Origin of the sequence: Aquabacterium sp. CECT 9606, assembly GCF_918741295.1 — a bacterium.
Classification (GTDB): domain Bacteria; phylum Pseudomonadota; class Gammaproteobacteria; order Burkholderiales; family Burkholderiaceae_C; genus Aquabacterium.
This window is the reverse complement of sequence record NZ_CAKKNB010000001.1, coordinates 1,056,719-1,075,920: the sequence shown is the minus strand read 5'-3', so window position 1 is coordinate 1,075,920 and position 19,202 is coordinate 1,056,719. Positions and strand designations below refer to the sequence as shown.

Genomic DNA, 19,202 nt, shown 5'->3' with positions numbered 1-19,202 from the left:
CAAACACCCGCCGAGTGCGGGTGTTTTGCATTCGAGCGCCCACGCTTGCGGACCGGCGAGTCCTTGGCACAATGGCGGCCTGTCTCCCATCACCGTCCCCACCAGAGTCCCACCATGACGACCATTCACCACGACGATCTCGTTGAAAGCGTCGCAGCCGCCCTGCAGTACATCAGCTACTACCACCCGGCCGACTACATTGCCCACCTGGCCCGCGCCTATGAGCGCGAACAAAGCGCCGCCGCCAAGGATGCGATCGCCCAGATCCTGACCAACAGCCGCATGTGCGCCGAGGGCAAGCGCCCCATCTGCCAGGACACCGGCATCATCAACGTCTTCCTGAAGATCGGGATGGATGTGAAGTGGGAAGGCTTCGGCAAGGGCAGCATCGCCGACGCGGTCAACGCGGGCGTGCGCAAGGGCTACCTGAACCCTGACAACGTGCTGCGCGCCTCGGTGCTGGACGACCCCATCTTTGCCCGCAAGAACACCAAGGACAACACCCCCGCCGTGATCTTCATGGAGGTGGTGCCCGGCAACACGGTGGATGTGACCGTGGCCGCCAAGGGCGGTGGCTCCGAAAACAAAAGCAAGATGATCATGATGAACCCTGGCGACAACATCGTCGACTGGGTGCTCAAGACGGTGCCCACCATGGGCGCGGGCTGGTGCCCGCCAGGCATGCTGGGCCTGGGCGTGGGCGGCACGGCCGAGAAAGCCGTGTTGCTGGCCAAGGAATCGTTGATGGACGACATCGACATGCACGACCTGCTGGAGCGCGGCCCTAAGGACAAGCTGGAAGAGATGCGCATCGAGCTGTATGAAAAGGTCAACGCCCTGGGCATTGGCGCGCAAGGCCTGGGTGGCCTGACCACCGTGCTCGACGTCAAGATCAAGACCTACCCCACGCATGCGGCTTCCAAGCCTGTGGCCATGATCCCCAACTGCGCGGCCACGCGCCACGCGCACTTCGTGCTGGATGGCAGCGGCCCGTCATACCTGACGCCGCCCAGCCTGGACCTGTGGCCCAACGTGCACTGGGCGCCCGACTACAACAAGAGCAAGCGCGTTGACCTGAACACGCTGACCAAGGCAGAAGTGGCCTCCTGGAAGCCCGGCGACACCTTGCTGTTGAACGGCAAGATGCTGACTGGCCGCGATGCCGCGCACAAGCGCATCCAGGACATGCTGGCCAAGGGCGAATCGCTGCCAGTTGATTTCACCAACCGCGTGATCTATTACGTGGGCCCGGTTGATCCGGTGCGCGACGAGGCCGTGGGCCCCGCCGGCCCCACCACCGCCACACGCATGGACGGCTTCACCGACATGATGCTGGCCAAGACCGGCCTGATCGCCATGATCGGTAAGGCCGAACGGGGGCCCGTCGCCATCGAGTCGATCAAGAACCACAAGTCGGCTTACCTGATGGCCGTGGGCGGTGCTGCTTACCTCGTGTCCAAGGCCATCAAGACCGCCAAGGTCGTGGGCTTTGCCGACCTGGGCATGGAAGCCATCTACGAGTTCGACGTGACCGACATGCCGGTGACCGTGGCGGTGGATGCGGGCGGCACCAGCGCCCACATCACCGGCCCCAAGGAATGGCAGGCCAAGATCGCGAACATCCCGGTCAACGTGGCCTGAACAGGCCTTCAGACCGAGATACGCCAGGCGCCGTACAGCGTCCTGGCGCGATCTTTGCAGCATTCCCATGGTGATCCCTGACCTTGCCTTTTGTCAGCATGACCAGCCCCTCCACCACCGCCGGCTTGTTCGCTCAGACCAAGATCAGCCCGCCCCGTCCGCGGGCGGGACAAGTACCCCGCCACGCGATCGTATCGGCCTTGAGCGATGGCATTGGTCACCATCGGCTGGCCTTGCTGACCGCACCGGCCGGTTTTGGCAAGACGGCCGTGCTGACGCAGCTGCTGCAGAAACTACCCCCCGGCACTGGTTGGTGCTGGATCTCGGCCGATGCCGACGACGACCTGCCCCGCCTGCTGGCCTGCCTGACCGCCGCCCTTGACCCCTGGGACCTGCCTTGGCGGGTGGCTCCCGACACCTTGGCCGAGCAAGCGCGGCAAGGCCCACAAGGCTTGAGGCAAGTCGCCCGTGAAGTCGCGCAAGCCCTGATCAGCAGCGGCTTGGCACAGGGCTTGATCGTGATCGACGACACCCACCGCGTTCAGCAGGCAGCCGTGTTCGAATGGCTGGACGCCCTGTTGGAGTGCCTGCCACCCAACTGGACCCTGCTGCTGAGCAGCCGCGTCGAAGCGCCCGTGGCCATCGCGCGCTGGCGCGCCCAGGGCGATGTGCTGGAACTGCGCCAAAGCCACCTGCAATTCACCCCTGACGAGACCTCGCACCTGCTGCACAAGCTGGGGCGCAGCATGACGCCCGAGCAATTGCAGGCTTTGAGCCAACGAACCCAGGGCTGGGCCGCCGGCCTGAGCCTGTTGCTGCGTGGCGGCCCGCTTGGCATCAGCACGGCCAAGCCGGTGCAAGACCGGCACATGTTCGACTTCCTGGCCAGCGAAGTGTTGGAGGGGCTGGAGGCAGGCCTGCGCCAGTTCCTGCTGCGCTGCTCGGTCCTGCCCGAGCTGACAGTCGAACGTTGTGCCGTGGTGTCTGGTCAAGCCCACGCCCTGCAGCGGCTGGACGACATCGAACGCATGGGCCTGTTCGTCAATGTGCTGGACGAGGCCGAGCTGACCTTGCAACTGCACGATCTGTTCAGGGATTTCCTGGAAGACCGACTGCGCAAGGAAGCCGCCGACGAGTGGCCCCACCTGCTGCAAAAGGCCGCCGACACCGAACCCGATCCCGTGCGCAAGATGGGCTTCCTGATCAAGGCAGGAAACTGGGAAATGGCCGAGCGCACCTTGTTCGAGCTGGCCCCCACGGTTCTGGCCCGAGGGCACGCAGCGCAGGTGCAACGGCTGGTCGAGCAGTTCCCCGCCGCATGGCGCGAACACTCAGGCCCGCTCACGCATTTGCTGGGCCTGTGCGCCTGGGCCCGCTGGGACTTGGTGAACATGATCCAGGCCTTGACCCGCGCAGGCGAGCTGTACGACCAGCGGGGCAACGTACCCGCCGCCCAAGAAGCGCGCATGCTGCAGGTGCTGGGCCTGGCGGCCGGAGGGTCGGTGCTGCCCTCCTATGCCCTTTTGGAACAACTCAAGGCCCAGCCCTTGAGCCATGACGCCCAGGTGATCGCCGCCCAGGCCAGCAGTTGGCACGCGGTGGCCGCCAGCCGGTTTGACCACGTCCACATGCCCTTCACGCAGATGGTGGACCTGCTGCTGTCCGGCGCCAGCCCCATGCTGTGGCTGCAAAGCGTGCCGCTGACCACCTTCCTGGGTTTGCCCGGAACACGAGCACCGATGCAGCGCTACATCAATGGCGCCCTGCAGCATTGCCAGGGTGAAGACCCCACGCCATTGAGCGTGATGGCCCGCATCCTGCAGGCCGCGCTTGACCTGTGGGCGGGCGATCTGGCCTCGGCCACCCAGCGCCTGCAAACCGCCGAAGAAGACTGCCGCTGGCTGAACCAGCCGCCCAACCTCATGGGCTACTGGTCCCTCGTGCAGGCTTTGACCCAGGCGGTGCGGGGCCATGGTCCCGCCGCCTTGTCGGCCACCCAGACCCGACTGGCCTCGCTGGATGACGACCGCACCAGCGGGCGCAAGGCCACCTGGTTGAACCACTTTTACTTCACGCAAGTGCGGGTGGCCTGCATCCTGGAAGACCCAGCTGCTTTCGAGGCGGCGGTCGCGCTGATCCAGGCCAATCCCAAGGCCGATGAGCACGCGATCTTTTTGCGCGAGCGCGCCACCCTGCCCGCCCGCACGGCCGAGATGGCCCAACGCTGGGATGAAGCCGCTGCCCTGTACCAACAAGCGCTGACCGATGCCTTGGGCATCGACCTGTACGGCCAGGCCCTGGAAGCCCGGGTGCGCCTGGCGCATGCTTTGCTCATGAGCGGCCAAACCGCGGCCGCAGCCCAGGCCGCCCAACTGGGCATGGAGCAGGCCGCATCGCTGGGCCAGATGGGTGGCGCCTTGTTCGCTGGCCCCAAGGCGTTGCACGCCCTGGCCAATCACCCCTGGCACGACCATTTGACTTCGCCGCAGCAGCAAACCCTGCGGGATTGGGCACAACGGGTGCCGCAGCCCGCCCGGCCCGGCGCGATTGTCCTGGGCGAAGCCGTGGCGCAGCACCTTCAAGCCAACCTGCGTACCACCTGGCATGGCGTGCTAACCGCCCGAGAACTGGAAGTGCTGCACTACATGAGCGCGGGCCACAGCAACAAGCTGATCGCCCGCTCGCTGGACCTGAGCCCCCACACCATCAAGCGGCACGTCGCCAATATCCTGGACAAGCTGGGTGTCAGCTCCCGGGGCCAGGCCGTGGCTCGCCTGGGCGCCACACACTGACACCCCCCAAAGCGGGCACCCAAAGGTGTTGGCCCGTTTTTGAGCGGTCCATTGGCTCTTTTGGCCGATGTGCCTGCACCACGCAATTCGGACACTGGTGCCCTGCGATGACCACACCGGTTCATCCCTCGGCACACACACCAGGAGTCCACCCATGTCCGCCACCGTTCTCAACGCCACCATCCGGCCGATCACCTCGCGCCCCGCTGCCGCCAAAGCGCCTCGCTTCGACATCTACGCCGGCATCCACAAAGCCCTGCGCACGCTGATGACCGACACGCTTGGCCGACTCGGCCGCTGCGACCTCGATCACGAAACCGACTTGCACGACACACTCGACCGCACCTCACTGATGCTCACCTTGCTGGCCGGCCACATCGACAGCGAAAACCAGGTCATCCATGCCGCCATCGAGGCTCGCCGCCCTCAGGGCGCCCGCAAGACCAGCGACGACCACAACGATCACTTGCAAAGCATGGCCGACCTGGCCGACGACATCCAGGCCTTGCGCCAGGCGCACCCTGCCCAGCGCGCACCGCTGGCGCAAGCGCTGTACCGACACGTGGCCCTGTTCGTGGCCGAGAACCTGGAACACATGCACGTGGAAGAAACCACCAACAACGCCACGCTGTGGTCGCTGTTCACCGACGCGGAGATCGTCCAGCTGGAAGGCCAGATCGTGGGCCGGCTCAGCCCCGAGAAGCTGTCGGCCTACCTGCGTTGGATGGCGGTCAGCCTGTCCACGGCAGAGCTCACCGGCTTCCTGCAAGCCATGCGCCTGGGGGCTCCCGCCGAAGCCTTCGACGCCACCGTGTCGCTCATCCATGGCGAACTCGATGCCGTGCGCTGGCGCCGCCTGTCCACGGCCCTGGGCCTGGACTGCCCTGCCCCCCGCCAAAGTGTTGGAGGCGGGGCATGAAGCGCTGGATCAAACGCACCATGATCACGGCCGGTGTGTTGAGCACGCTGGCCGGAGCCACCCTGATGGCCGCCACCCACCAGGCCGACTTGACCATGCGCCGCCAACTCGATGTACCCGCCCGCGGCGTTGACTTGCGCAGTGACGCCACCAGCATCGAGCGTGGGCGCTACTTGTTCAACTCCCGCGGTTGTACCGATTGCCATGGCGCCAAGGGTGAAGGGCGCACCTTCATCAACGACGGCAAGGGCATGCTGGTGGCCGGGCCCAACATCAGCCCGGGCCCCGGCAGCGTGGTCCGCCATTACCAGCCGGAAGACTGGGACCGCACCATCCGCCACGGTGTCAAGCCCGACGGCCGCCCTTTGCTGATCATGCCGGCCGAAGACTACAGCCGACTCACCGACGACGACCTGGCCTCGCTGGTGGCCTACGTGCGCCAACTGGCCCCCGTCAGTGGCACGGAGGCCGTGATCCAGCTGCCACTGCCTGTCAAGGCCCTGTATGGCCTGGGCATGATCAAGGACGCCGCGGCCAACATCGACCACACCTTGCCGCCGCAACAACCGGTGCCTGAAGGCGTGACGGTGGAGCATGGCCGCTACGTGGCCAACATGTGCATCGGCTGCCATGGTGCCCACCTGTCGGGCGGCAAGATTCCCGGCACCCCGCCAGAATGGCCTGCCGCAGCCAACCTCACGCCAGGCGAAAGCAGCGCCATGCCCCGCTACCTGAGCGCCGACACCTTCGTGGCCATGCTGCGGACTGGCCAGCGCCCGGATGGCAGCGCGGTCAGCAAGGTCATGCCTTTCGAAGCACTCAAGCACCTGAGCGACACCGATGCCAAGGCGCTCTACACCTACCTGAAAACCATGCCAGCGCGACCTGCTGGAGAACGATGAGCATGGCACCTGCCTGAGATGGCGGCATGATGGCGGGCATGAAGAAGAACCCCCACTTCAACCCCGCCAAGAAGCACCACCGGCCGGACGGCTTCCAGAACAACTACATGTCGTTTCGGGGCAAGCGCTGGCATGAGCTGCTGCGCTGGAAATGGCGGGCCTGGCGGGCCGGCCACCCCCGCCCGCCCACCGAGCCCATTGCCATCGTGGCCCCCGACCTGGCTTTCATCCGGGCCAATGCGCAAGCGGGCCTGGCCATGCAGCCGGCAGCGACCTGGATCGGCCACATCACGGTGCTCGCGCAGATCGGTGGGCTGAACATCCTCACCGACCCGGTGTTTTCAGAGCGCTGCTCACCCGTGCAATGGTCCGGCCCCAAGCGCCACACACCGCCCGGCATGTCATTGGCCCAGTTGCCCCACATCGACGTGGTGCTGCTGTCGCACAACCACTATGACCACATGGACGAGGCCTCGCTGCTGTCCCTGTCGCGCCAAGCCGGTGGCAGCCCCTTGTTCATCACGCCGCTGGGCCACCAGCAATGGTTTGCCAGGCGCGGCATCCACCGCGTGCTCGAACTGGACTGGTGGGACACGCACGTGCTGGAGGCCACCGCCCAGTCCGCGCGCATGCCCGTGACCTTGACCCCTGCGCAGCATTGGTCGGCCCGCACCGCCACCGATGCCCTGCGCAGCCTGTGGGGCGGGTTCGCGGTGCTGTCGCCCGACTGCCACCTGTTCTTCGCTGGCGACACGGCTTATTCAAAGGATTTCGTCGACATCCGCCAGCACTTTGCGCGCGAGCACGCGCCTGATTGCGGCGGTGGTTTCGACCTAGCGCTGTTGCCCATCGGCGCTTACGAGCCGCGCTGGTTCATGAAGGACCAGCATGTCAACCCGGCCGAGTCGGTGCAGATCTTCCAGGATTTGGGCTGCAAGCGGGCCATGGCGGTGCATTGGGGCACGTTTCAATTGACGGATGAAGCGCTGGATGAGCCTCCGCGGGCTTTGCAGCAGGCCTTGAAGGCCCAAAACATCAATGGCCAGGATTTTCAGGTCCTGGCCATTGGTCAGACTTGGCGCCTGCCCAAACGGGCCTCCAAAAGGCTGCATGACAGCAAGGGCGAATAGGCTGGCAAGCTGCAGCAGGCTACTCATGGAAACGTCGATTGGCGTTGTGGATGTCCACTAGACTGCCAGCCGGGGGCTCGACTCCCGACTCATCATTCAAACAGGAAACCACCATGAACTTCTTGAAAGCAGGCTGCCTCGCGATAGCCATGTCCGTCTCTTCTGTTTCGGTGACACAGGCCTGGGCCCAGACCACCTGTCCGAGCAATACGATCAAATGGGGCGTGAACGCCAAGCCCACCAACATTGCCGCGATTGGCGACCTGTTGCAGACCCGGCATTTCTCCCAGGCCCGCATCGGCCTGTGGGGTTGGGACCCCACGAACGTCGCGCTGGTCCGCAACACCGTGAGTGCCTGGGCGGCCAAGGGCGTGAAGCCTCAAGTCATTCTCTACACGGGGTACTCGAGGGGCTATGCCAAGTCCGCGATCTGCAACGCCAACCTGAGCACCGTGGAGCAAGAGGCCTACAACACGACCAAGCAGGCGGTATCGCAGGTGCAAGACCTGGTCGAAGACTTCGAGTTGCAAAATGAAGTACCGCTGTACCCCAACATGCTGGTCTCTGGCACCACGGTGTACGGCACCCAGGTCAGTGACTGGAACACGCCTTGCAGCTACCTGCAGGCTGCGGTATTGCGCGGCATGACACATGCCATCGCCGACGAGAAAGCCCGCACAGGCCGCCCGCTGCGCGTCATCCTCGGCACGGTCAACCGCTTTTGGGGCTTCCTGAATTTCATGACGCAACAAGGCGTCAACTGGGATGTGACCGGCTACCACATCTACCCGCATGAAAATCATGCTTCGCTGACCCAGGATCCATGGTTTGGCCCGGGCGGCCCCATTGGCCAACTGGCACTGTTCAACAAGCCCATCACCATCAACGAGTTCAATTGTGGCGAGACCTACATTGCAGGCTTCGAGAACCAGGCAGGCCAGCCATTGACGGAAGCCTGCTTCAGAAGCGTGGCAAAGCATGCCCAGGAAATCGTCAACCACACCCAGGGCAACATCGAATCAGTGCTGTTTTATTCCTTGCAGGACGATCCATCCCAGGCGGTCTTGCATGAGCGTATGTTCGGACTGACATACGACCTCGACAACCCCAAGGTGAACCTGTTCATTGCGACGGCTTTCGCGGGGGGCACGCTGTCCCTGGCAGAGATGTACCAGGTGACGGGCCGCGATCTTTTGACCGGCGCACAAGTTACTGCCTGGCGCAATTGCGGCGCGTTCTGAGTTGCGTGTGGCCAGGCATCCCATGCCTGGCCTGCGCGGAGCGCGCATGACGGCCGGCTTCCGTAAGGGAGCCTTGACCATCAGGCCACTCAATGCACCACGCGCCCGAAGTGAAACCCACCCTCTTCGCTCACGTCCACCGGGATCACATCCTTCGGGCCAAACCTGCCTTGCAGGATCAGCTTGGCCACCGGGTTCTCGATCTGCTGCTGGATGGCCCGCTTCAAAGGCCGGGCACCAAAGGCCGGATCGAACCCCACCTTGGCCAACTCGGCCAGCGCCGCCTCCGACACGTCCAGCTTCATGTCCATCTTCTCCAGGCGTGACTCCAGGCCTTTGAGTTGGATCCGCGCGATGGACGCGATGTTGGCCCGGTCCAGTGCATGGAACACCACCACCTCGTCAATGCGGTTCAAGAACTCAGGACGGAAGTGCTGCTTGACCTCAACCCACACCGCATCCTTGATGTCGCTGGAGGGCTGACCGGCCATCTGCATGATCTGGTGCGACCCCAGGTTGGACGTCATCACGATCACCGTGTTCTTGAAGTCGACAGTGCGGCCTTGCCCATCGGTCAGGCGGCCATCGTCCAGCACTTGCAGCAGCACGTTGAACACATCGGGATGGGCCTTCTCGACCTCGTCCAGCAGCACCACGCTGTAGGGCTTGCGGCGCACGGCCTCGGTCAACGTGCCGCCTTCTTCGTAGCCCACGTAGCCGGGGGGCGCGCCGATCAAACGGCTCACCGAATGCTTCTCCATGAACTCGCTCATGTCGATGCGGATCAGGTGGTCCTCGCTGTCAAACAGGAAGCCGGCCAAGGCCTTGCACAACTCGGTCTTGCCCACGCCCGTGGGGCCCAGGAACAGGAAGGAACCATAAGGCCGATTCGGGTCGGACAGCCCCGCACGAGAGCGGCGGATGGCGTCGGACACCGCCACGATGGCCTCCTCCTGACCGACCACGCGGTCGTGCAACTTGTCTTCCATCGCCAGCAGCTTGTCGCGCTCGCCTTGCATCAGCTTGGACACGGGGATGCCGGTGGCGCGTGCCACGACCTCAGCGATCTCCTCAGCGCCCACCTGCGTGCGCAGCAAAGTCGGGCGTGTGCCGTCCTTGCCTTTGGCCGTCTCTTTGTCCTGTGCTTCCTTCAGGCGCTTTTCCAGCTCGGGCAGCTTGCCGTATTGCAGCTCGGCCACCTTGTTGAAATCGCCCTTGCGCTTGAACTCCTCGATCTGGAAGCGGATCTTGTCGATCTCTTCCTTGACGTTGGCCGAGCCCTGGGCCTGGGCCTTCTCGGCCTGCCAGATCTCTTCCATGTCCGCGACTTCACGCTCCAGTCTGACGATCTCTTCCTCGATCAGGCCCATGCGGCGCACAGAGGCCTCGTCCTTCTCACGACGCACGGCTTCACGCTCGATCTTGAGCTGGATGACGCGGCGGTCCAGCCGGTCCAAGGCCTCGGGCTTGGAGTCGATCTCGATCTTGATCTTGGCCGCGGCCTCGTCGATCAGGTCAATGGCCTTGTCAGGCAGGAAGCGGTCGGTGATGTAGCGGTTGGACAGCTCGGCCGCGGCCACGATGGCCGGGTCGGTGATCTCGACGCCATGGTGCACTTCGTACTTTTCTTGCAGGCCACGCAGGATGGCGATGGTGGCTTCCACGGTGGGCTCGCCCACGAGGATTTTCTGAAAGCGGCGTTCCAGCGCGGCGTCTTTCTCGATGTACTTGCGGTATTCGTCGAGTGTGGTCGCGCCAATGCAATGCAACTCGCCGCGCGCCAGGGCGGGCTTGAGCATGTTGCCTGCGTCCATGGCGCCTTCGGTCTTGCCCGCGCCCACCATGGTGTGCAACTCGTCGATGAAGATGATGGTTTGGCCTTCGTCCTTGGCGACCTCCTTCAGCACACCCTTCAGGCGCTCTTCGAAGTCGCCACGGTACTTGGCCCCGGCCAGCAGCAAGGCCATGTCCAGCACCAGCACGCGCTTGTTGCGCAGTGAATCGGGCACTTCGCCCGCCACAATGCGCTGCGCCAGACCTTCGACGATCGCCGTCTTGCCCACGCCGGGCTCGCCAATCAGCACAGGGTTGTTCTTGGATCGGCGTTGCAGCACCTGGATGGTTCGGCGGATTTCTTCGTCACGGCCGATGACCGGGTCGAGCTTGCCCTGGCGGGCGCGCTCGGTCAGGTCCAGAGTGTATTTCTTGAGTGACTCGCGCTGGCCTTCGGCTTCGGGGTTGTCCACCTTCTGGTCGCCGCGCACGGCCTGCACGGCCGCGTCCAGCGTCTTGCGGTTCAGGCCAAAGTCGCGCGCCACGGAGGCGGTGTCGCCCTTGTGGTCGGCCAGGGCCAGCAAGAACATCTCGCTGGCGATGTAGGGATCGCCGCGTTTGTGGGCTTCCTTCTCGGCGCCTTGGAGCAAGCTGACGGTTTCGCGGCCGGCCTGCACCTGTTCGCCACCTTGCACTTGGGGCAGTTTGGCCAGTTGCTTTTCAAGGGCTGTGGTCAGGCCGGGCACGTTGACGCTGGCGCGTTCGAGCAGCGCGCGCGGGCCATCGTCTTGCTGGATCATGGCCAGCAGCAAGTGCGCTGGCTCGATGTAGGGATTCTCGCGTGTGACGGCCAGGCTCTGGGCGTCCGTCAGCGCTTCCTGGAATTTGGTAGTGAGTTTGTCAAGTCGCATGGGGCAATCCTTTGGGGCCCGTCATGGCTGGGCCGATTGCTCATGCAGATGGGGCGCCCTGACCCCATTTCAAGGTCTGAACGCCAAGCCTACCTTGATGCACATCAACAATCGTTGTCGCCAAAGACCACGCGGTTGCGGCCATTTTGTTTGGCCTCGTACAGGCGCACATCGGCGCGCGACAGGTCTTCTTCCAGCGAGCTGTTGGGGCAGTGAAAACTCACCCCGATGCTGATCGTGACCCGGATCGGGCCGACGCGGGTTTCGCACGGGGTGGATTCGATGGCGTGGCGCAGGCGCTCGGCCACGCCATGGGCCTCCTGCATGGTGTGAACCGGTAGCAAGATGGTGAATTCTTCGCCGCCATAGCGGGCCAGCAAGGCGTCCTCACGCAGGCGCTCACGCACCACGTGGGTGATGTGCTTGAGCACATCGTCGCCGATCAAGTGGCCATAACGGTCGTTCACCGCCTTAAAGTAGTCAACATCCAGCATCAGCACCGCCACCAGGCTGGGTTGGTGCTCTTGCATGGCCAGCATGCGTTCGCCCAATTCACGCAGACCCCGGCGCGACAGTGCCCCAGTCAACTCATCGGACAAGGCGCGCGCGCGCAATTGCTGGTTCAAGCGGTCGTTGATGATGGCGAACACCACCGACGCCACCGCCAAGGGCAGCAAAGCGAAGCTGATGCCGCTGATGGGCAGCAACCACGCGGGGCTGTGCAGCCAGTGCGGCGGGTATGGCCCGGGCACGGTGAGCACATTGGTCAGGAAGAAAACCCAGTGCAGGGCAAAGCCACCGGCCACCACCAGCAAAGTCAATTCGCTGCCATTGACCCGCGCGCTGCGCAAGATCAACCAGCCTTGGTCGATCGCCATGCCCAGGCTCACCAGGGTGAAGCTCACAGCCAGCGCCAGTTCATAAGCCTCATCGCTGCCAAAGGCAAAGCCCCACAGGCCCGCCCCCACCGCCACGGTGGTGAAGGTGCCCAGCCAGGGCGGCGTGCGCCGCCCGTTCAATTGCCGGAAAGCCCAGGCCAGCAGGGTGACGCCCATCCCCGCAAAGCCAATGGCCGCTTTTGTGACCCAAGGGATCAAATCGATCGGGGCAAAGATGACTCCGCCCAATGCGGCCAGGCAAATGAAGGCACAGCGGTACAAGAACAGCGCATAGGAAACACGCGGCTGCTCGGTCTGGATGAGCGAGATGAGCCCCAGTCCCACCAAGGAACCGACACCCGCCACCGCGTAGCAACTGAAGATATCGACAGAGAACATTCGCCCAGCTTGAAAGCGTCAGATCAGACCATATCGGCAGTTTGAGCGCCGAGCTTCAATGCCAAATGGTGAAAAGCGGGCGAAATACCGGCCAGGACTTTCTGGGGCGCGTTAAGCGAGGAACCAGCGCATGGCACGCGCGCCCACCGCCGCGCACGCCAAGGCGCCCAGCACGTGGGCGGTGGTGTGGAATGCCGCCAGGTCAAAGCGCCCTTTTTCAAGCAACGAAAGCGATTCGGCTGAAAAAGTGGAAAACGTCGTCAAACCACCGAGGAATCCTGTCACCAGCAGCAAGCGCAAGGGCTCATTGGGGTAGCGTGCAAAGGCGACGAACGCCATCCCGGCCAGCAGGCCACCGATGGCATTCACCGCCAGCGTACCCAGCGGAAAACCCGCCCACACCGCGTTGAGCAGCAAGCCGGCGCCCCAGCGCAGCAAAGCCCCGAACACGGCACCCACCGCCACAGCAGCACCCAACATCCAGTTGCTCACGGCTGAATCCTCCAGCGCGCCAGCGCCTCGTCGTCACTGACCTTGGCCTCCACCCAGCGCGAACCCGTGGCGGAAATCTCTTTCTTCCAGAATGGGGCTTGGGTCTTGAGCCAGTCCATCAGGAACTCGCAGGCCAAAAACGCCTGCCCCCGGTGGCTGGAGGCCGTGACGACCAGGACGATCTGCTCGCCGACTGCCAGGCGCCCAACACGGTGGATGACGCGCACGCCACGCAGCTCAAAGCGGCGCTGCGCTTCGTCGATCATGGCCTCGATGGCCGATTCGGTCATGCCGGGGTAGTGCTCCAGCTCCAGACAGGCATCCGGGCCGGGGGCGGCATGGCGGTCGGCCGGCAACCACTCGCGCACGGTGCCCACGAAGCTCACCACGGCGCCAATTTGGGCATCCTGGCGGCGCAACCGGGCCACTTCATCGGTCAGGTTGAAGTCCGCGGTTTGCACCGAGACGCGCGCCACGGCCGTGCTCATCAGCCCCCCGTGACTGGCGGAAAGAACGCGACCTCGGCGCCCTCGGGCAGGGGCTCCTGAGGCGAGCACATGAGCTGGTTGCAAGCGGCCCGCAGCGGCAAGGAGGCGTCCAGTGCGAGGGCATGTTGGGCTGATCGGCCCATCAGCCACTGGCGCAACTCGCCCACGGTGGCTGGCACATCCACGGCGCCCGACGGCCACTGCAGATCTTCTCCTGGGCCCAGCAGCTCACGAACCTGGGCGAAGTAACGTACGGTGATCTTCATGGTCGCAGCCTCAGGCCTGGCATTGCACCGCAGGCGGGGCAAGCCAATCGGACAAGGACACGAAAGGCACCACATCGCCGCGCTGCACGGTTTGCCCCGGCGCCAGGTCCACCAGACCATCAGCCCACACGGCCGAGGTCAGCACGCCCGAGCCCTGGTGTGGGTACAGGCTGACGCCGCCGGCCGCATTGCGCCGCACCCGCACGAACTCGCGGCGCTTGTCCGCGCGGGGCCAATCAAAATCAGCGCGCAGCAAGGTGGGCGCAGGCCAACTCCAGGGCTCGCCGGCCAGCACGCCCAACACCGGCCGCACCAACAGCAAAAAGGTGACGAAACTGGCCGCTGGGTTGCCCGGCAGGCCCATGTACAGCGCGTGCGAGCCGTCCGAGCGGCGCAAGCGGCCAAACACGAAAGGTTTGCCGGGCTTGATGGCCAATTGCCAGAAATGGAGCTCGCCTTCGGCCTGCACGGCGGCCTTGAGGTGATCCTCCTCGCCCACCGACACGCCGCCGCTGGTCAGGATCAGGTCATGATCCTGCGCGGCCTGGCGCAGCTTGGCACGCGTGGTGGCCAGGTCATCGGGGATGATGCCCAAGTCGCTGCCCAGCGCTCCCGTGGCTTGAATCAAGCCGCGCAGCATGTGGCGGTTGGAGTTGTAAATGGCGCCGGGCGGCAGGGGCTGCCCCGGCATCACCAGCTCATTGCCCGTGGTCAGCACCGCCACGCGGGCTTGCTTGAACACTGTCAGGCTGGCCGCGCCCACTGAAGCGGCCACCCCCAAAGCGGCTGGCGACAACCGCAAACCGCGCGACAGCACCATGGCACCCTGGCCGATGTCTTCGCCCTGGCGGCGGATGTTCTGCCCGGGCTTGGGCGCGGTCAGGAAGCGCACCGCGCCAGCGTCGAGCTCGCATTGCTCCTGCATGACCACGGCATCGGCTCCCACTGGCACCGGGGCGCCCGTGAAAATGCGGGCGCAGGTGCCCGGGGCCAGTTCGGCCCCCAACTGCCCTGCCGCCACACGTTGCGACTGCGGCAAAGCCACGCCATCGCTGGCCACGTCCGCGCAACGCACGGCATAGCCGTCCATCGCGCTGTTGTCCAGCGGCGGCACGTTGACAGGAGACACCAGATCGCTGGCCAGCACACGGCCCAAGGCCTCGAAGCTGTCGATCACCTCGGTGGCCGGCCCTTCATGCGTCTGCAGGGCTTCGCGCAGCCCCCGCAACGCATCGTCCAGCGGCATCAGTGGTTTGGGCACGTGGGCGGCCATGGCGCAACCTCAGTCCTGGCAGTGGCGGGTGATGTAGTCCTTGACCATGTCCACGTCGGCCGGCACCACGGTGAAGCGCTTGGGGCGGTCTTCCAGGCCATCCAGCCCGGCGATCCAGTGCGGGCGCTCAGGTTGGCGGCCCGTGGCTTCAAAAATGGTCTCGGCGAACTTGGCGGGCAAGGCGGTTTCCAGCACCAGCATGGGCACGCCGGGTGTCAGATGCTCGCGCGCCACCTTCAGGCCGTCGGCCGTGTGGGTGTCGACCATCAGGCCAAAACGATCAAAGGTGTCCTTGATGGTGCGCAGGCGGTCGGCGTGCGTGCTCTTGCCTGACAAGAACCCGTATTGCGGCACGTGCTTGAATTCATCGGCGCTGACCTGGAAAGAGCCCTTCACTTCGACCTCGTCCTTGAACAAAGTCTTCACGCGCGAGCCATCGCGGTCCAGCAGGTCGAACACGAAGCGCTCGAAGTTGGACGCCTTGGAGATGTCCATCGATGGGCTGGACGTTTCATAAGTTTCCGCACCCTTGCGCACGCGGTAAGTGCCGGTCCGGAAGAACTCGTCGAGCACGTCGTTCTCATTGGTGGCCGCCACCAACTGGTGAACCGGCAGGCCCATCATGCGGGCCACGTGGCCCGCGCAGATGTTGCCAAAGTTGCCCGAAGGCACCGTGAAGCTGACCTTCTCGGTGTTCGATTTGGTAGCCTGGAAGTAGCCGGCAAAGTAGTACACCACCTGGGCCAGCAAGCGTGCCCAGTTGATGGAGTTAACCGTGCCGATCTTGTACTTGCGCTTGAACTCCAGGTCGTTGGACACCGCCTTGACGATGTCCTGGCAATCGTCGAACACGCCCTCCACAGCCAGGTTGTGGATGTTGGGGTCTTGCAGGCTGAACATCTGTGCCTGCTGGAAGGGGCTCATGCGGCCATGCGGTGACAGCATGAACACCCGCACGCCGTGCTTGCCACGCATGGCGTATTCGGCCGCGCTGCCCGTGTCGCCCGAGGTGGCGCCCAGGATGTTGAGTTGCTCGCCGCGGCGGCCCAGCTCGTATTCGAACAGGTTGCCCAGCAACTGCATGGCCATGTCCTTGAAGGCCAGCGTGGGGCCGTTGGACAGGGCCTCCAGATAGACACCGTCTTCCAGCTTCTTCAAGGGCACGATGGCGTCAAAGCCGTACACCGCCTTGGTGTAGGTCTTGGCGGCGATGGCCTTCAGATCGGAGGCCGGGATGTCATCGATGTACAGCGACAGGATCTCGAACGCCAGCTCGGCATAACTCAGTCCTCGCCACTTGCTCAGCGTGGCATCGTCGATCTTGGGGTAGGACGTGGGCAGGTAAAGGCCGCCATCGGGCGCCAGGCCCTCCAGCAAGATCTCTGAGAAGCCGCGCTGCGTCTGGTCGCCACGGGTGCTGATGTACTTCATGCCAACTCTTCCTTGCGCAGGCGCACGATGGGGGCCAGCACGGTGGGCAGGGCCTGCACCTGGGCCAGAGCCTGGTTCATGCGGCCTTCCTTGGTGTCGTGCGTCAGGATGATCAGGTCGGTCTGGTTGCCGCCTTCACCGCTCACCTCATCGGCCTCGCGCTGGATGACGGCGTCGATCGACACATCCTGCTCGGCCAGGATGCCGGTGATCTTGGCCAGCACGCCGGTCTGGTCGGCCACGCGCAGGCGCAGGTAGAAGGCCGTGACCACTTCTTCGATCGGCAGGATCGGCATGGCCGACAACTCGTCGGGCTGGAAAGCCAACGAAGGCACGCGCGCGGCGGGCGCGGCGTCCAGCAGGCGGGCGATGTCGACCAGGTCGGCCACCACGGCCGATGCCGTCGGCTCGGCACCGGCGCCCTTGCCGTAATACAGCGTGGTGCCCACGGCGTCGCCCTGCACCATCACGGCGTTCATGGCGCCTTCCACATTGGCGATCAGAGAGCGCATCGGCACCAGGGTGGGGTGCACGCGCAACTCGATGCCATTGGCCTGGCGGCGCGCGATGCCCAGCAGCTTGATGCGGTAGCCCATCTGCTCGGCGTACTTGATGTCGGTGGCCGACAGCTTGGTGATGCCTTCCACGTGGGCTTTGTCGAACTGCACGGGCACGCCAAAGGCGATGGCGCTCATCAGCGTGACCTTGTGTGCGGCATCCACGCCCTCGATGTCGAAAGTGGGATCGGCCTCGGCATAGCCCAGGCGTTGCGCTTCCTTCAGCACCACGTCAAAGTCCAGGCCCTTGTCGCGCATCTCGGAGAGGATGAAGTTGGTGGTGCCATTGATGATGCCGGCCACCCACTGGATCTGGTTGGCGGTCAGGCCTTCGCGCAGCGACTTGATGATGGGGATGCCACCGGCCACAGCCGCTTCAAAGGCCACGATCACGCCCTTGGCACGCGCGGCGGCAAAGATCTCGGTACCGTGCACAGCCAGCAAAGCCTTGTTGGCCGTGACCACGTGCTTGCCAGCGGCAATCGCTTCCAGCACCAGCGCCTTGGCCACGCCATAGCCACCGATCAGCTCTACCACCACGTCAATGTCCGGGTTGGCGATGATCTGGCGCGCGTCGCTCACCACCGTCACGCCATCACCCGCCACTTCACGGGCGCGCTCAATGTTCAGGTCGGCCACCATCGAAATCTCGATGCCACGGCCGGCGCGGCGGCGGATCTCGGCCTGGTTGCGGCGCAGCACGGCAAAAGTGCCGCCGCCCACGGTGCCGATGCCCAGCAGGCCAACTTGAACGGGTTTTTGCGAAGTGGAGGAGCTCATGGAATCTTTAGGGGTCTTGGTCGTCATTCGGATCGGAAAAGCGCCTCAGCTCAGGCGTGGCGCTTGCGGTAGTTCTCGAGGAAGCGTGCAATGCGCCCAATGGCTTCGGCCAGGTCATCGCTGTTGGGCAAGAACACGAGGCGGAAGTGGTCAGGGTGTTCCCAGTTGAAGCCGGTGCCCTGAACGATCAGCACTTTCTCTTCGGCCAGCAGCTCGTAGGCGAATTGCTGGTCATCGGCGATGGGGTAGATCTTGGCGTCCAGGCGCACGAACATGTACAGCGCCGCCTTGGGCTTGACCACGCTCACGCCAGGGATCTTGGACAGCAGCTCGTAAGCCAGGTCGCGTTGGCGGCACAAGCGGCCACCGGGGGCCACCAGTTCCTTGATGCTCTGGTGGCCACCCAGTGCGGTCTGGATCGCCAACTGGCCCGGCGTGTTGGCGCACAGACGCATCGAGGCCAGCATGTTCAGGCCCTCGATGTAGTCGGCAGCATGCTTCTTCTCGCCCGACACCACCATCCAGCCGGCGCGGTAGCCGCAGGAGCGGTAGTTCTTGCTCAAACCATTGAAGGTCAGGAAGAACACGTCGTCGGCCAGCGAGGCGATGCTGGTGTGGGTGTGGCCATCGAACAGCGTCTTGTCGTAGATCTCGTCGGCAAACACCATCAACTGGTGCTCACGGGCGATGTCGACGATACCCTGCAGGATGCTGTCGGGGTAGAGCGCGCCGGTCGGGTTGTTCGGGTTGATGACGACGATGGCTTTCGTGCGCGGCGTGATCTTGGCCCTGATGTCGTCCAGATCGGGGTACCACTCGTTGGCCTCGTCGCACAGGTAATGCACGGGCTTGCCGCTGGACAGCGCTACAGCCGCCGTGTACAGCGGGTAGTCGGGCGCGGGGATCAGCACCTCGTCGCCATCGTTCAGCAAGGCATTGAAGGCCATCACGATCAGCTCGGAGGCGCCATTGCCCAGGTACACGTCGTCCACCGCCACGCCCGAGATATTTTTCTCCTGGCAGTAGTGCACGATGGCCTTGCGCGGCGCGAACAGGCCCTTGGAATCGGTGTACCCGGCCGCGTTGGGCAGGTTGCGGATCATGTCCTGCACGATCTCGTCGGGCGGCTCCAGCCCGAATACAGCCAGGTTGCCGATGTTCAGCTTGATGATCTTGTGCCCATCCTCTTCCATCTGCCGGGCTTTTTCCAGGACCGGCCCACGGATGTCATAACAGACGCTGGCGAGCTTGCTGGACTTGGTGATCGGCTTCAAAACGAGGGTCTCCGGAACGGGAATGCGCGGTCGCAGGGGCAAAGAAATAGAATTT

Annotated in this window: 15 protein-coding genes; 6 read left to right on the top strand and 9 right to left on the bottom strand. The window is 64.3% G+C overall.

The window, feature by feature from the left end; all coding sequences use genetic code 11:
* The first annotated feature begins 114 nt into the window (after positions 1 to 114).
* The 6 genes from LQ232_RS05025 (at position 115) to LQ232_RS05000 (ending at position 8,625) form a co-directional block, all read left to right on the top strand.
* Complete coding sequence (locus LQ232_RS05025) at positions 115 to 1,641, top strand: fumarate hydratase (RefSeq protein WP_230179267.1); 1,527 nt, start codon at positions 115 to 117, stop codon at positions 1,639 to 1,641.
* Between the two features lie 98 nt (positions 1,642 to 1,739).
* Positions 1,740 to 4,433 (top strand): LuxR C-terminal-related transcriptional regulator, encoded by a 2,694-nt coding sequence (locus LQ232_RS05020; protein ID WP_230179266.1) that lies wholly within the window; start codon positions 1,740 to 1,742, stop codon positions 4,431 to 4,433.
* A gap of 154 nt (positions 4,434 to 4,587) precedes the next feature.
* Positions 4,588 to 5,352: a hypothetical protein gene (locus LQ232_RS05015; protein WP_230179265.1), complete on the top strand. Its 765-nt coding sequence runs from the start codon at positions 4,588 to 4,590 to the stop codon at positions 5,350 to 5,352.
* A complete protein-coding gene (locus tag LQ232_RS05010) occupies positions 5,349 to 6,254 on the top strand; it encodes a c-type cytochrome (protein WP_230179264.1) in 906 nt (301 codons plus the stop codon). Before LQ232_RS05015 ends, LQ232_RS05010 begins: the two co-directional genes overlap by 4 nt.
* Positions 6,255 to 6,292: 38 nt before the next feature.
* A complete protein-coding gene (locus LQ232_RS05005; protein ID WP_230179263.1) occupies positions 6,293 to 7,384 on the top strand; it encodes an MBL fold metallo-hydrolase in 1,092 nt (363 codons plus the stop codon).
* A gap of 113 nt (positions 7,385 to 7,497) precedes the next feature.
* Positions 7,498 to 8,625 (top strand): hypothetical protein, encoded by a 1,128-nt coding sequence (locus tag LQ232_RS05000; protein WP_230179262.1) that lies wholly within the window; start codon positions 7,498 to 7,500, stop codon positions 8,623 to 8,625.
* 89 nt (positions 8,626 to 8,714) lie between these two features.
* On the opposite strand, the gene clpB is transcribed toward LQ232_RS05000, so the two are convergent.
* The 9 genes from clpB to LQ232_RS04955 all read right to left on the bottom strand — a co-directional run bounded on the left by clpB (position 8,715) and on the right by LQ232_RS04955 (position 19,147).
* Positions 8,715 to 11,309 carry an ATP-dependent chaperone ClpB gene (gene clpB / locus LQ232_RS04995; RefSeq protein WP_230179261.1) on the bottom strand — a complete coding sequence of 865 codons (2,595 nt, stop codon included), beginning with the start codon at positions 11,307 to 11,309 and terminating at the stop codon, positions 8,715 to 8,717.
* A 104-nt stretch (positions 11,310 to 11,413) separates the two neighbouring features.
* Complete coding sequence (locus LQ232_RS04990) at positions 11,414 to 12,586, bottom strand: GGDEF domain-containing protein (protein ID WP_230179260.1); 1,173 nt, start codon at positions 12,584 to 12,586, stop codon at positions 11,414 to 11,416.
* 111 nt (positions 12,587 to 12,697) lie between these two features.
* Positions 12,698 to 13,066, bottom strand: a complete 369-nt coding sequence (gene crcB, locus LQ232_RS04985) for a fluoride efflux transporter CrcB (RefSeq protein ID WP_230179735.1) — start codon at positions 13,064 to 13,066, stop codon at positions 12,698 to 12,700.
* Positions 13,067 to 13,074: 8 nt separating this feature from the next.
* Positions 13,075 to 13,566 (bottom strand): molybdenum cofactor biosynthesis protein MoaE, encoded by a 492-nt coding sequence (locus LQ232_RS04980; protein ID WP_230179259.1) that lies wholly within the window; start codon positions 13,564 to 13,566, stop codon positions 13,075 to 13,077.
* Positions 13,566 to 13,832: a MoaD/ThiS family protein gene (locus LQ232_RS04975; RefSeq protein ID WP_230179258.1), complete on the bottom strand. Its 267-nt coding sequence runs from the start codon at positions 13,830 to 13,832 to the stop codon at positions 13,566 to 13,568. Before LQ232_RS04975 ends, LQ232_RS04980 begins: the two co-directional genes overlap by 1 nt.
* A 10-nt stretch (positions 13,833 to 13,842) precedes the next feature.
* The gene (gene glp / locus LQ232_RS04970; RefSeq protein ID WP_230179257.1) at positions 13,843 to 15,105 is read right to left on the bottom strand and encodes a gephyrin-like molybdotransferase Glp; all 1,263 of its coding nucleotides are present in this window, start codon (positions 15,103 to 15,105) and stop codon (positions 13,843 to 13,845) included.
* A gap of 9 nt (positions 15,106 to 15,114) precedes the next feature.
* The gene (thrC, locus tag LQ232_RS04965; RefSeq protein WP_230179256.1) at positions 15,115 to 16,536 is read right to left on the bottom strand and encodes a threonine synthase; all 1,422 of its coding nucleotides are present in this window, start codon (positions 16,534 to 16,536) and stop codon (positions 15,115 to 15,117) included.
* Entirely contained in the window at positions 16,533 to 17,873 is a 1,341-nt protein-coding gene (locus LQ232_RS04960; protein ID WP_230179255.1) for a homoserine dehydrogenase, read from the bottom strand. The genes thrC and LQ232_RS04960 overlap by 4 nt, the downstream gene beginning before the upstream one ends.
* A gap of 50 nt (positions 17,874 to 17,923) precedes the next feature.
* The gene (locus LQ232_RS04955; RefSeq protein WP_230179254.1) at positions 17,924 to 19,147 is read right to left on the bottom strand and encodes a pyridoxal phosphate-dependent aminotransferase; all 1,224 of its coding nucleotides are present in this window, start codon (positions 19,145 to 19,147) and stop codon (positions 17,924 to 17,926) included.
* Positions 19,148 to 19,202: the final 55 nt, after the last annotated feature.